Here is a 12,175-nt window from a genome sequence, read left to right as displayed (position 1 = left end):
CATCGGCTGTCAGTAGCTGCGGAGGAGCTCCGTCAGCACCCGGTGCCCGAAGTCGAGGGCGGCGAGCGGCACGCGCTCGTCGACGCCGTGGAACATGGCCGGGAAGTCGAGGTCGGGTGGCAGCTGGAGCGGAGCGAATCCGTAGCCGCGGATACCCAGCTGATCGAGGGCCTTGTTGTCGGTGCCGCCTGACATCAGGTACGGCAGGACGGTGGCTCCCGGATCGTGCTTCTGCAGCAGGCCGACCATCGTGTCGACGAGCGGACCGTCGAACGGCGTCTCCAGCCCGATGTCGGTGTGCATGGTCTGCAGCTCGACGTCAGGGCCGATCAGCTCGCGGACGCGGGCGAGAGTCTGCTCCTCCTCCCCCGGCAGGCAGCGGATGTCGATGAGCGCGCTGGCCTCTTCGGGGATCACGTTGTGCTTGTAGCCCGCGGTCAGACCCGTCGGGTTCGTGGTCACGCGGAGGGTGGCGAGGATGAATCCGGCCGCGGTGCCCGTGCGCAGGATGAGCTCGTCAGGGCCGACCTGCTCGGGGTCGACGCCGAGGATCTCGCCGACCCGGGCGAGCAGCTGCCGGGTCGTGTCGGTGAGCTGGATGGGCCAGTCCTCGCGCCCCAGCGCGACGACCGCCTCTGCGAGTCGGGTGACGGCGTTGTCGCGGATCAGTCGTGAGCCGTGCGCGGCGGGGGCGCGGGCGATCAGCTTGATCCAGATCAGCGCCTTCTCGCCGGTCTGCAGCAGGTACGAGCGCTGGTCGCCGAAGCTGACGGAGTAGCCGCCGACCTCGCTGATCGCCTCGGTGGCTCCGGCGAACAGGTGCGGGTGGTTCTCGACCACCCACTGCGATCCGCGGACGCCTCCGGCCTCCTCGTCGGCGAAGAACGCCACGACGAGATCCCTCGCCGGTCGCTCCCCCGCGCCGAGGATCTCGCCGAGCGCCGTGAGGATCATGGCGTCCATGTTCTTCATGTCGACGGCGCCCCGACCCCAGAGCATCCCGTCGCGGATCTCGCCCGCGAACGGATCGACGGTCCAGTTCGTCGGGTCGGCGGGCACCACGTCGAGGTGACCATGCACCACCAGCGCATCCGTGCCGGATCCGCTGCCGTCCACCCGCGCGATCACGGAGACGCGACCGGGCTCGGGCTCGAACAGCTGCGGCTTCAGGCCGAGGGCCGCGAGCTTCGCCTCGACGTACTGGGCGGCTTCGGTCTCGCCGTCGCTGCGCCCCTCGCCCCAGTTGACGCTCGGGAACCGGATGAGCTCCTGCGCGATGCGTGCGGTCGCGCTGAGCGCAGTGCTCGAGTCTGCGCTCGAGTCGGGGCTCGAGTCGGGATGGGACGGAGAACTGGCGCTGGCCTGGTCGGTCACCCGTCCACCGTACAAGGCGCTTCCGACGGTCGGTCTCGCGGCCGGATCAGCTCTGTCAGAGGGTGCCCTCGATGTGCGGGATGGCGATCAGCGCGTCATCGGCGTCGACCAAGCGCGAGATCTCGCTGCGCACGGTGGTCGAATCGAACCAGTGGAACCAGCCCGCGGTCTCCAGGAGGGACATGAGGGCGTCGCCGTCCGTGTCGACGTCGACCTGCCAGACGGACACCCAGCTGTGCGCCGAGCTGTGCGGGGCCTCGGCGTCGATCTGTCCCCAGCCGAGCGACTCGACTCCCGGGACCGCCGCGATCGAGCTGCGGATCTGAGTGATCGCCTCGGCGCGCTTGATCGGAGCGGCCTCGAAGAACGCCATGGTCGGCGTCCACAGCTGGATGACGAGATTCATGACTCGAGTCTGCGCGGTGGCGCCCCCGCTGGCTAGCGCTCGGCTCCGACAGCTCCGCGCTCGCCGGCGTCCCACCAGTGGAACAGTCCGTCGGGATCGTACCTCCCCTGCACCCCGGCGATCCGGGATGCCTTCTCATCGGACCACGCCGCGAGGGGGTGGCGCGCTCCGAACTGGTCGCCGGTGAAGTTGATGTTGGTCTCCGGCGCGAGCCAGGGTTCGAGCCGATCGAGCAGTGCATCCGCTGCAGAGGGCAGGTCGGCGAACCGCGTCGGATTGAAGCCGCCGAAGCCCATGGCGATGTGCACATCGCGACCCCCCACCGCCGAGTCGACGGCGGATTCGACGAGAGCACCGCCGTAGTGCCGCAGTTCCAGCATCGTGTACGGCGCGTCCGGCGCGGTGAAGGTCTCGAGGAGGATCGAGGCCGCTTCGGCGGGCAGCGCGGAGAGGAAGGCGCCGCGCAGCCAGCTCGGCCCTGGATCGGTCGGGTCGTTGTGGATCTGCCCGAGGTCCGTGCTGGCCAGAGGCCGGATGGCGTCCTGCTCGGCGGTCGCCAGGGCGCGGAGCGGGGCGGCCAGCCGCGCGCCCTCGTCGGGATCTCCGGGGTAGGCGAAGCGGAGCATGGCGACCTGACGCCCGCGCAGGAACGGCGGCAGGAGATCCAGATCCGGGAACTTCGCCACCAGCAGGCTGGTGGTGACCGCATCGGGAGCGCTCAGCGTCCATTCGGCCCAGCCGCGCAGGACCCGCTCGATGTCGTCGGTGCCGAACAGCAGCGCCCCGCCGTAGATGGTGCTGAGCTCGATGAGCCGCACCCGGATCTCGGTGACGATGCCGAGCTCGTACTTGCCGCCCCGGATCGCCCAGAACAGATCGGGGTGCGCGTCTGCGCTGACCTCGAGGATCTCGCCGGTGCCGCTGACGACGGTGGCGCCGACGACGTAGTCCGAGCTGTAGCCGAAGCTGCGAGCCAGTGGCCCGAGTCCGCCGCCCATCAGGTAGCCGACCACGCCGACGTTCGGCGAGGAGCCGGTGATCGGCAGGAGCCCGTGCTCGGCCGCAGCGGGGACGACAGCAGCCCACCGGACTCCCCCACCGATCCGCGCCACCTTCGCCTGGGCGTCGATGTCGACGGCGTCGAGCCGTCTGGTCGAGATGAGGATCTGGGCGTCGATGGGGTGCATCGCACCGTGTCCGGTGGTCTGCACCGCGACCTTCCAGCCGTGCAGTCGCGCGACCTGAACGACGGTTGCCACGTCCTCGGCATCGAGAGCCCCGACGGCCACCAGAGGGTGCTGGCTGACTGCCAGATTGAAGGCGGCCACCTCTGCGGCGTAGTCGGGGGCGTCGGCGGTGAGCACCGGCCCTCGCACGGAGATGCCGAGCTCCTGCGCGATGTCCTCGGCGGTTATCTGCACGGTCATGGGTTCTCCTTCGATGGAGCGCGGGCGCGATCTGCGTCGCCTGCTGGCGGGGCGGCGGCACCCAGCATCGTCCGGTCGGGGCTCCGGCTCAAGGGGCGGCTGCCCCAGCGTCGGATGCGCGCAATATCCTCCGGACATGATCGAGCGAGACAGAGCGGACGGGCCGGAGCTGATCCTCCGCCCATGGAGCGACGGGGACCTCGGATTGCTCCGACGGATCAATGCGCCCGAGATGACGGCGCACCTCGGCGGTCCCGAGACCGAGGAGAAGCTGCTCGCCCGGCACGCGCGCTACGTGGGCATCGAGGCGGCGGGCGAATCGCACATGTGGCGGATCGATCGCCTGACGGACCCGGGGGCAGCCGACCTGGGAGCAGCCGATGCGCGCAGCGTCGGATCGATCGGCATCTGGCCGTCCGACTGGCAGGGCGACCCGGGGTGGGAGACCGGGTGGAGCATCCTGCCCGAGTTCCAAGGGCAGGGCCTTGCCAGCGCGGCCGCGCGTGAGGTCGTGCGGCGCGCGCGAGGCTTCGCCCGCTTCGAGTGGCTCTACGCGTTCCCCGGGGTGGGCAACGTGCCCTCCAACGCCGTCTGCCGCAGTGCGGGCTTCGAGAAGGTCGGCGAGGAGGACGTGGAGTACCCGAAAGGCAGCCTCATGCGCGCCGGAGTGTGGCGGATCCGAGTCGGCTGAGCCGCTCACAACCTCCAACCGCCAGGTCGACGCGCCGACAGGATCCGTTTTTCGCGGCGCGCCGATCGATCGGGCGGGCGCGTCGCCCGCGCCAGGAATACATTCCCCCGCATGACTGTCACCGAAGATCCCCGATCGGTACCGGACAGCGACACGTCCGAACCGTCGACAACACTCGCATCCCTCTCCGCCCACCCCACCGAGCTCTCCGGCGAATGGGTCGTCCGCCCCGCGGCTCCCGTCGACACGGGCATCGCCGCCTTCGCCTGCATCCGCGAGGAGACCGGCGGGTACTTCCTCTACCCGAGCCTCCCCGGATTTCCCCGAAGCGGGCCGTTCGAGGCCATCCCCGATGCGCTCATCGAGCTCGCCGAGCTCCTGACCTCGGCCGGTCTGGCGGGAGACCCGCCGCGCTCCTGATCGGCCGACGCACGCAGGCGGCCGTGTCCGAGAGGGCATGCCGCTTCGTGATAATGTCTCTGTCGGCCCTGGCGATCCCGGGGCCCACTCGTCCGGGTGGCGGAAATGGCAGACGCGCTAGCTTGAGGTGCTAGTGCCCGTATAGGGCGTGGGGGTTCAAGTCCCCCCTCGGACACATCGGCTTCAGCAGAGGCCACACGAACTGGTTGAGACAGTGCAAAGGCTTCAGATCGGCGGAATACCCGAGGATCTGTGGCCTTTTCCATTTCCTGTTGGCTAACGATGTGAACGAGTTTGGCCACATTTTGAACACATTCGAAGAGGCCACTACCTGATCCAGGCGTGCCACTACGGACTCCAGATCCCGCTGCACTGCCTTCACGTTGGCGCCAGAGCTGATCGCGAGTGATGCGTCATTTCGTGACCTCTTGAAGCGCCCAGGAGTTGTCGTCGGGATCGGAGAAGTAGGCGTAGCGGAGACCGCCTCCCATGTCGCTGATATACGACACGTCGACCCCACTGCTCAGTAGCAGTGCTGCAAGCTAGGGCGAGATCGTCTACCACGAGATGGAGGCCCTGCGCCGGCGACGCGTTGCTGCCGAGCATTCCGGTCCCGATGACGATCGAGCGCGCTGAACCTGGCGGCGTCAGCTGGACGACGCGCATTCCATCGCCTGGCTCCACATCGTGATCGAGGTTGAATCCGACTTCGTCCACGTGAAAGGCCTTGCTGGGGGCGATGTCCCCCACCATCAGCGGAGTGAGTTCAAGGCGCATGTAAATGGCGACGCAATCCGCCTCTTCAACGGCGTGTGCTGGTTGAGCAGTGCAGTGTCGCACAGCAGAAAGGCGGGTCCCGCTGGCGACGCGATGTGGTTCCTTCATTGGTCACTACGTCGCCATGCCCGTCTCCGAGGGTGGGATGTTCAGGACGACTGTAAGCCCGTCACCCGGCCGGTTGTCGAGCGTGACGCTTCCGCTCGCTCTCGCGACGATTGCGGCAACGATGGCCAATCCGAGGCCAGCTCCTTCGCGGCGGGCACGCGCGTCATCGGCACGGGTGAAGCGCTCGAGCGCGAGCGGCGCGAATGCCGGATCAAGGCCCCCGCCGGTATCCTCAACGGATAGCTCCAGGCCCTCCGAGGCGAAGGAGATCCGCACCCTAATCTGGCCGGATCGGCCCAGAGCGGCGATGGAGTTGCTCAATAGGTTGTCGACCAACCGCCCGAAGTCTTCGTCCTGCACACCGTAATGTGTCGCGAGGTCCAACGCCTCACCTATTGCGTAGTGGACGACGATTGCTGAACCCGTAGTGCGGAACCGTACGCGCTCGACGGCCTCGGAAACTTCGCGCTCGAGGGAGACGCCCGTAGCTGAAGCAGCGGTGGAGGCCGCGGACTCGATCGTTGACAGCACAAGGAGCGAATTAACGAGCGACTCAAGCCGGGCAGCACTTCGCTCCGCGCCTTCAATATCGGCGACGAGCTGCTCGATCGACAACGCCTCAGTTCTCGCCAGTTCGAGCTGAGTTCGCAAAATCGCGAGTGGGGTGCGCAGTTCATGGCTCGCGTCCGAGACGAGCTGTCGTTCACGATCCGCCGAAGCGCGAAGCCGTTCGATGAGCTCGTTGAGGGTGCGCGCGAGCTGCGCGATCTCGTCGTTCGCCGCACCCACGGGAAGAAGATCCGATCCTGGCCCGGTGCTTAGAGTCTGCGCACTCTCGCGGAGGCGCCCGACGGGCGCGAGCGCGGCGGACGAAAGCAGCCAGGCAGTACCGCCCACAGCGAGGTCGATCACCGCGAGCAGGACGAAGAGGAGGTTGCGCAGCTGATCCGTCACCGTGTCCTCTTCGCTGGCCGCGCGCGCGGAGATGACCGTCCAGGTTCGGCCCGCAATCTGCACTTCCGTCGTGTACACCACATACTCATCGCCGGCCGCGAGCGTCGTGCTCGTCCCGTCGGCGACGTCCTGGTGGCGCACTGCCTCGCTCAGCTCTTCGGGAAGCGTGTCCACTTGGGCGACGCCGGCAGGATCGATGACGGCGACCAGCTGCCCAGGTCCTGCCGCATCGAAGCTATCTCCCGGTTCGTTCTGCAGCGCGACCACGAATGGAGCGGCGTCGCTCACGAGTACTTGAACCGTGCCGTCACGAGCGATTCGCTTGATCTGAGCGTTGACGATGATGCCCGCGATCACCGACAGCAGGATGGCGATTATTAGACTGCCGCCGGCGATCCGAGTGCGGAGTCCGACGCGACCGAACAGTGGCGTCCGACCGGACGTCGGCGCTCCTGCCGTCATGCTTCGGAGGTGACGAGCGAGAACCCCACACCCCGCGCCGTCACGATTCGCACGTCCGCGCCCGAGGCGTCGAGCTTGCGGCGCAGGTAGCTGACGTACTGGTCGACGATGTTCGGATCGATGTTTTCGGTTGTCCCCCACACCTCGCCGAGCAGTTGGGCCCGGCTCACCGTCTCTCTCACCTTCTCGGCGAGCACCCGGAGGACGTCGAACTCGGTGCGACTGACGGGTAGGTCCTTCTCCCCGCATCGAACGCGATGACGGCGGAGATCGATGACGACGGTCCCGACCTCCATCCGGGCGGGCGCGCTGAGAGCATCCCGGCGACGGACCGCGCGGACACGGGCAGCGAGCTCCGCGAAGGCGAACGGCTTGATCATGTAGTCGTCCGCGCCCGCGTCGAGGCCGCGGACCCGATCGTCGACTGCGTCACGGGCAGTCAGCAGAATGACTGCGGTGGTCTCGTCCCTCTCTTTGATCCGTCGGCAGAGTTCGAAGCCCGACATTCCGGGGAGCATGACGTCGAGAACGGCTAGCTCGAACGGGGATTCCAGCACCTCGCCGAGGGCAGTAACCCCGTCATGGGCGGAGACGACGTCGTGTCCTTCGCTGGTCAGTCCGCGTGAGACGAGGGCGGCCATCTCCGGTTCGTCATCGACGACGAGGATGCGCATGGCTGCTCCCTTCCGAGCGGACATCTCGCATCCTAGGTCGACGCCTCAGACCGTCGCCGCCGCCGCGGCCGCCGACCCTTGAACCTGGCGCCGCTGTGCTGCCAACCGCACCGATAGGTGGGCGACGAGGGCGACGATCACCGCTGCGAGGACGACACTCGTGATGGTGTATCCAAGACCGAGGCCACCATCTGCGGTCGGTGCGGACGTGAGGTCGCCGATCGAGGCTCCGAGGGGCCGGGTCATGATGTACGCCGCCCAGAAGCAGACCACCGCGTTGGCCTTGAAGACGAAGAACGCAATGGCGATCACACCGAGGTTGTCGGTGATCAGAGTGCCCACGAGGCTGATCAGGACCACGGTCAGCCAGTACACGACGGGCGCGTACCGCCTGGTGGCGAACTGCACGGCAAGGGCGATGGGGAAGAGCGCGCCGACGATGATGGTGGTCAGGGAGAGCCCGAAGCCGACCCAGAACAGGACACTGATCTGCGGCACCTTGGATGTCAGCAGAGCCGGCGATCCGCGCCCCGAGGGCGCTATGGGTTCAGACATCGTCTCCACCCTCTTGTGCCAGAGCTGAGAGCCACACCTCGAGGTCGGCGTGTGGGGTGAACCATTCTTCGGAAAGCGGCCGATCCGTCTGGACGCGCTGCGCGGTCGAATCGCATGGGGACGGACAGCTGGGCGTTGTTCCGCTGTCGATCGCCGATGGCGAGACTGCCGACGGCACCCCCGCAGCACCCGCTGGCCGACTCGCTAGCCGGGATAGCCCGCGTGCTCGAACGCGTTCGCGGGGCCGTTCACTTCGCGTCTGCGTACGCGGTGCACCGACCAGAAGATCACGATCGAGATCGAGGCGCCGAGCAGAAGGCCAGCAACGGTGTCGGAGAGCCAGTGCACCAGCAGATATGTGCGGCTCCAGGCCAGCAGCACCCCCCAGACAATCGCTAGCACCCACACCCACACTCTTCGGACGACGAGCGCGATGCCGACCGCCAAAGCCGCGGCCAGCGCGCTGTGACCCGACGGGAAGGAGTCGCCGCCCGCCGCGAGGATGGCGTCAAGGGGCCGTGCGCGACCCACGATCGCCTTGAGCGAGTCGAAGGCGATCAGCGACACTAGGAAGCTCGTCACCATCGATATGCCAATTCGCCATTCGCGCCGCGCGAAGAAGATGACCACCAGCACGACTACCACGGCCGTCACATCCAGCGTTCCGCCGACTGCATTCAGTGTGCCCGCCAAAGAGTCGGCGAACGGGGTCCGGATACTTGCCATCAGATCGTGCCACGACTGATCCGGTCCGACGGGTCCTCCCGCAGCCGCGAACCGGATGGCCAGTCCTGCTGTTAGGACCAGCAGAATCGCCAGGAAGGCAGCGCACACCGCCCTGGGGTGAATCTCGCGTCCAAATGGAACCATGCGTCGCGTCCTTTTCTCAGAACGCCAACGCTAGGAGGCCGGCTTGCGCCGATCGCTCGATAATCGCCCGCTGGGATGAGAGAACTCACACGATTCGATGCTGCCCAGGCGGTTGTCCCGAGATCCGATGTCCGCGTCCATTCGCATGGCCCTCTGCCTCTGACGGCGTTTCGCGCAAGCCTGCTTCCATGTCCGCCACGTCATCTGACATACGCGAATGCGCCCTCACCAACCCCCGCAATACCCGAATCGTGGAACCTATCTGGACACAATCCGGACACAAGCGAAGGCAGAAGTACCTGATCGAGCCGATTTTTGCTCAGCCAGAAAGGCTGAATGACGCGATCGCCCGGGTGTGGCCCGTTGGCATGGGACCGTGGGGGTGCTTCAAGTCCCCCCCTCGGACACATTGGCTTCAGCAGACGCCACAGGAACTGGTCGAGACAGCATCCGCTGACAGTGAAGAAGGCCCCGTCCGCATCGCGGCTCGGGGCCTTCTGCCTTCCCGGTGAGGGGCAATGCCTCGGGGACACAGCGTCAGTGGCCGATGCGGTCGCTGTCCACGCCCGCGTCCGGACCGTGCGAGATCGTGGCGATCTGGGTGAGGTCGTCGGCACTGAGCTCGAAGTCGAAGATGGCCGCGTTCTCCGCCATCCGCGCCGGATTCGCCGACTTGGGGATGACGATGAGGCCGTTCTGCACATGCCAGCGGAGCACGATCTGAGCCGCGGTGCGGCCATGAGCGTTCGCGATCTCGACGATGAGCGGATCGCGGGTCACCTGGCCCTCCTCGCCGCCGAGAGGCGACCACGACGAGGTGCGGATGCCGCGCGCCTCCCCATACGCTCGCTGCTCTTCCCGGGGCACGTACGGGGTCAGCTGGATCTGGTTGACCGCCGGCGTGACGTCGGTCTCCGCAGCGAGTGCGGTGAGGTGCGCCGCGGTGAAGTTCGAGGTGCCGATGGCACGGGTGCGTCCGTCGGCGAGCAGCTTCTCGAATGTCCTCCAGGTCGAGACGAACTGTCCGCGCTGAGGGAGCGGCCAGTGGATGAGCAGCAGGTCGACGTAGTCGAGCCGCATCCGGTTGAGCGCGGCGTCGAGACCGGCGATCGCCCGGTCATCGCCTTGAAACTCGCCGTCGAGCTTGGTGGTGACGAAGAGCTCCTCGCGCGGGATGCCCGTGCGTCGCATGCCCTCGGCGACCCCCGCCTCGTTCCCGTAGGCCGTCGCCGTGTCGAAGTGGCGGTAGCCCAGGTCGGCGGCTGCGGCCACGGCTTCGGCTGCCTGGTCGTCGTCCATCGGCCAGGTGCCCAGTCCGAGCTGCGGGATCGAGGTCCCCGAGTTCAGCGGGAGGAGCGGGATCTGATCCGTCGACGACATGTCACCAGGCTAGATGCAGCTCCCGAGACGATCACGGGCTGTCGCATCCCCTCCCGATCAACTAAGTTGACAAGCGGTCGGCGTCGACATCGGCGCTGACAGCCGAGATCGGAGACCCCATGGCAGAACCCCGCCCGCTCACCGCCCAGACCTCGATCGGCGACTGGCTCGATCACCCCGAAGGCGGCGCCATCATCCGTCAGCTCCTGGGCGCCGGAGGCTTCGACGAGGGCGCCCTCGCGCCGGTCCGCGGACTCGCCCTGCAGCAGCTCGTGGCGCTCAGTCAGGGACAGATGCCTCAGAGCGCGATCGACGACCTGGTGAGGGCCGCCAATGGCGGAGTCCTCCCCGTGGACGACTCACCGACCGGCTGGGCCGAGCGGATCAGCGCCGGCCGCTTCCAGGGCCAGACCGTCATCGTGACCGGCGCCGCGTCCGGCATCGGCCGCGCCACCGCCTCTCGGGTGGCCCGTGAAGGTGGACGGGTGATCGCCGTCGACATCTCCGGCGAGCGCCTCGCCGAATTCGCCGCCTCGCTGCCGGAGGCCGAGATCGTCTCGGTCGCCGGTGACATCACGAAGCAGGCGGACATCGACGCCATCGTGGCGGCGGCGGGCGACCGGATCGACGGGCTCGCGAACGTCGCGGGAATCAACGACGACTTCTCCCCCGCTCACGAGACGTCCGACGCCACCTGGGATCGCGTGATCGCGATCAACCTCACGGGCGGCTTCAAGCTCATGCGTGCCGTGCTGCCCGCGATGCTCGCGGCCGGCGTCGGCTCCATCGTGAATGTCAGCTCCGAGGCGGGCCTGCGCGGCGATGCATCGGGAAACGCCTACACGGTCTCGAAGCACGGCGTCATCGGCCTCACCCGCAGCGCCGCCTTCATGTACGGACTGCAGGGCATCCGCGTGAACGCCGTCGCGCCCGGTGGCGTCGCCACCGGCATCCCCTTCCCCGCCAACGTCTCGGAGGTGGGATCCGCCCGGCTCGGCCCGTTCCAGGCGACCATCCCGACGATCGCCACCGCCGAGCAGCTCGCGGCCTCGATCACGTTCCTGCTGAGCGATGACGGCGTCAACATCAACGGTGCGGTGCTGCCATCGGATGGCGGCTGGTCCGTGCAGTAACGGGCTGAGATACCGTGCGCCGGCGGCGGTGACCTCCTCCAGTTGGGGGCTTCGCCGCCGTCGGCCTATCCGCAGAATGACACGGAAGGATCGGCGGATGACCGCTTCGCAGACCATCGCCCGGATCGGACTCGGCGGCGCGCTCGTCTTCGCCGGCATCGGTCACCTGACCTTCGCCCGCGATGACTTCCGTGCCCAGGTCCCCCGCTGGGTGCCGCTCAGTGAGGATGCGACGGTGCTCGCCAGCGGCGTCGTCGAGATCGTGCTCGGTGCTGCGATCGCCTCGGGCATCGCGCACAAGCGGGTCGGCCGGTTCGCCGCCGCGTTCTTCGTCGCGGTCTTCCCGGGCAACCTCTCGCAGTGGCGCAATCACCGGGATGCCTTCGGCCTCGACTCGGATCTCAAGCGTCTGCTGCGGCTGCCGATGCAGGTGCCGCTGATCGCCGTAGCCCTGTGGTCGACGGGGGCGCTCGACGACTGAGTGGCTTCGCCGAGAGTCGCTGCAGGAGCTCTGCCCGCTAGAGGAGCTGTCCGCTCCCAGGGAAGACCTCGGGGGTCGCTCGGCGTCCGAGGTTGCGCACGAACGCACTGCCGGCGCCCTGAGACGCCTGCGAGTTCGGTCCGTGGGAGACCGGCACCCAGGTCAGCCCGGCGGCCGCGACATCCCACGGCGTGAAATCGTCGTGCTGCACCGGCTGCTGCTCGATCCGCTCGATCCGCTGCGCTTCGGCATGCTCGACAGGAGTCGGAGTCGCCTCCTGCGGCGCGATCTCATCGCGGCAGTCGAGCATGCCGACACGCATCTGGCGCTCGGTGTAGGAGCTCGGCGGCCGGTAGACGTGGATGGGCCACGGCATGGTGCTGCCGATGGATGCCGGAATCGGCATATTCGCTCCCCCCGTCGAATCGGTCCGTCCTGAAACGATAGCGATCGCGCAGGGCGA

13 protein-coding genes and 1 tRNA gene are annotated in these 12,175 nt (G+C 67.6%); 5 read left to right on the top strand and 9 right to left on the bottom strand.

The window, feature by feature from the left end:
- Nucleotides 1-9: 9 nt before the first annotated feature.
- Genes E6C64_RS03325 through E6C64_RS03315 form a run of 3 tightly spaced genes read right to left on the bottom strand, consistent with a single transcriptional unit; the run spans nt 10 to nt 3,207 of the window.
- Nucleotides 10-1,374 (bottom strand): M20/M25/M40 family metallo-hydrolase, encoded by a 1,365-nt coding sequence (locus tag E6C64_RS03325; protein ID WP_136426173.1) that lies wholly within the window; start codon nt 1,372-1,374, stop codon nt 10-12.
- Nucleotides 1,375-1,429: 55 nt separating this feature from the next.
- Nucleotides 1,430-1,780 carry a DUF6616 family protein gene (locus E6C64_RS03320; protein ID WP_136426172.1) on the bottom strand — a complete coding sequence of 117 codons (351 nt, stop codon included), beginning with the start codon at nt 1,778-1,780 and terminating at the stop codon, nt 1,430-1,432.
- 32 nt (nt 1,781-1,812) lie between these two features.
- Nucleotides 1,813-3,207 (bottom strand): FAD-binding oxidoreductase, encoded by a 1,395-nt coding sequence (locus tag E6C64_RS03315; RefSeq protein ID WP_158437725.1) that lies wholly within the window; start codon nt 3,205-3,207, stop codon nt 1,813-1,815.
- A 136-nt stretch (nt 3,208-3,343) separates the two neighbouring features.
- Between E6C64_RS03315 and E6C64_RS03310 the strand changes: the two genes are divergently transcribed.
- From E6C64_RS03310 to E6C64_RS03300, 3 genes are all read left to right on the top strand, one after another.
- A complete protein-coding gene (locus E6C64_RS03310; RefSeq protein ID WP_136426170.1) occupies nt 3,344-3,898 on the top strand; it encodes a GNAT family N-acetyltransferase in 555 nt (184 codons plus the stop codon).
- 111 nt (nt 3,899-4,009) lie between these two features.
- The gene (locus tag E6C64_RS03305) at nt 4,010-4,318 is read left to right on the top strand and encodes a hypothetical protein (protein WP_136426169.1); all 309 of its coding nucleotides are present in this window, start codon (nt 4,010-4,012) and stop codon (nt 4,316-4,318) included.
- 90 nt (nt 4,319-4,408) lie between these two features.
- Nucleotides 4,409-4,493, top strand: a tRNA-Leu gene (locus E6C64_RS03300).
- 716 nt (nt 4,494-5,209) lie between these two features.
- On the opposite strand, the gene E6C64_RS03290 is transcribed toward E6C64_RS03300, so the two are convergent.
- From E6C64_RS03290 to E6C64_RS03270, 5 genes are all read right to left on the bottom strand, one after another.
- Complete coding sequence (locus tag E6C64_RS03290) at nt 5,210-6,514, bottom strand: sensor histidine kinase (protein ID WP_158437724.1); 1,305 nt, start codon at nt 6,512-6,514, stop codon at nt 5,210-5,212.
- Between the two features lie 101 nt (nt 6,515-6,615).
- Complete coding sequence (locus E6C64_RS03285) at nt 6,616-7,317, bottom strand: response regulator transcription factor (RefSeq protein WP_233255427.1); 702 nt, start codon at nt 7,315-7,317, stop codon at nt 6,616-6,618.
- A gap of 21 nt (nt 7,318-7,338) precedes the next feature.
- A complete protein-coding gene (locus tag E6C64_RS03280; RefSeq protein ID WP_136426167.1) occupies nt 7,339-7,848 on the bottom strand; it encodes a COG4705 family protein in 510 nt (169 codons plus the stop codon).
- A 204-nt stretch (nt 7,849-8,052) separates the two neighbouring features.
- Nucleotides 8,053-8,541, bottom strand: a complete 489-nt coding sequence (locus E6C64_RS03275; protein WP_233255426.1) for a phosphatase PAP2 family protein — start codon at nt 8,539-8,541, stop codon at nt 8,053-8,055.
- A gap of 714 nt (nt 8,542-9,255) precedes the next feature.
- Nucleotides 9,256-10,098, bottom strand: a complete 843-nt coding sequence (locus E6C64_RS03270; protein ID WP_136426165.1) for an aldo/keto reductase — start codon at nt 10,096-10,098, stop codon at nt 9,256-9,258.
- A gap of 119 nt (nt 10,099-10,217) precedes the next feature.
- Between E6C64_RS03270 and E6C64_RS03265 the strand changes: the two genes are divergently transcribed.
- Together E6C64_RS03265 and E6C64_RS03260 are read left to right on the top strand one after the other, a co-directional pair.
- The gene (locus E6C64_RS03265) at nt 10,218-11,231 is read left to right on the top strand and encodes an SDR family NAD(P)-dependent oxidoreductase (protein ID WP_136426164.1); all 1,014 of its coding nucleotides are present in this window, start codon (nt 10,218-10,220) and stop codon (nt 11,229-11,231) included.
- A 97-nt stretch (nt 11,232-11,328) separates the two neighbouring features.
- Nucleotides 11,329-11,712, top strand: a complete 384-nt coding sequence (locus tag E6C64_RS03260) for a DoxX family protein (protein WP_199240940.1) — start codon at nt 11,329-11,331, stop codon at nt 11,710-11,712.
- A 37-nt stretch (nt 11,713-11,749) separates the two neighbouring features.
- Here E6C64_RS03260 and E6C64_RS03255 read toward each other — a convergent pair whose 3' ends face one another.
- Nucleotides 11,750-12,118, bottom strand: a complete 369-nt coding sequence (locus E6C64_RS03255) for a hypothetical protein (RefSeq protein WP_136426162.1) — start codon at nt 12,116-12,118, stop codon at nt 11,750-11,752.
- Between the last annotated feature and the right edge of the window lie 57 nt (nt 12,119-12,175).

It is taken from the genome of Naasia lichenicola (genome assembly GCF_004801885.1).
In the GTDB taxonomy this organism is placed as follows: domain Bacteria; phylum Actinomycetota; class Actinomycetes; order Actinomycetales; family Microbacteriaceae; genus Naasia; species Naasia lichenicola.
The sequence above is the reverse complement of the archived record's forward strand: the minus strand, read 5'-3'. Positions and strand labels throughout refer to the sequence as shown.

What these genes read in the sequence shown, in the direction of transcription:
- E6C64_RS03265 (WP_136426164.1), top strand. Translation starts at nt 10,218, where the DNA reads ATGGCAGAACCCCGCCCGCTCACCGCCCAGACCTCGATCGGCGACTGG.
- E6C64_RS03285 (WP_233255427.1), bottom strand. Translation starts at nt 7,317, where the DNA reads ATGTCCGCTCGGAAGGGAGCAGCCATGCGCATCCTCGTCGTCGATGAC.
- E6C64_RS03315 (WP_158437725.1), bottom strand. Translation starts at nt 3,207, where the DNA reads ATGACCGTGCAGATAACCGCCGAGGACATCGCGCAGGAGCTCGGCATC.
- E6C64_RS03310 (WP_136426170.1), top strand. Translation starts at nt 3,344, where the DNA reads ATGATCGAGCGAGACAGAGCGGACGGGCCGGAGCTGATCCTCCGCCCA.
- E6C64_RS03255 (WP_136426162.1), bottom strand. Translation starts at nt 12,118, where the DNA reads ATGCCGATTCCGGCATCCATCGGCAGCACCATGCCGTGGCCCATCCAC.
- E6C64_RS03280 (WP_136426167.1), bottom strand. Translation starts at nt 7,848, where the DNA reads ATGTCTGAACCCATAGCGCCCTCGGGGCGCGGATCGCCGGCTCTGCTG.
- E6C64_RS03260 (WP_199240940.1), top strand. Translation starts at nt 11,329, where the DNA reads ATGACCGCTTCGCAGACCATCGCCCGGATCGGACTCGGCGGCGCGCTC.
- E6C64_RS03320 (WP_136426172.1), bottom strand. Translation starts at nt 1,780, where the DNA reads ATGAATCTCGTCATCCAGCTGTGGACGCCGACCATGGCGTTCTTCGAG.
- E6C64_RS03305 (WP_136426169.1), top strand. Translation starts at nt 4,010, where the DNA reads ATGACTGTCACCGAAGATCCCCGATCGGTACCGGACAGCGACACGTCC.
- E6C64_RS03270 (WP_136426165.1), bottom strand. Translation starts at nt 10,098, where the DNA reads ATGTCGTCGACGGATCAGATCCCGCTCCTCCCGCTGAACTCGGGGACC.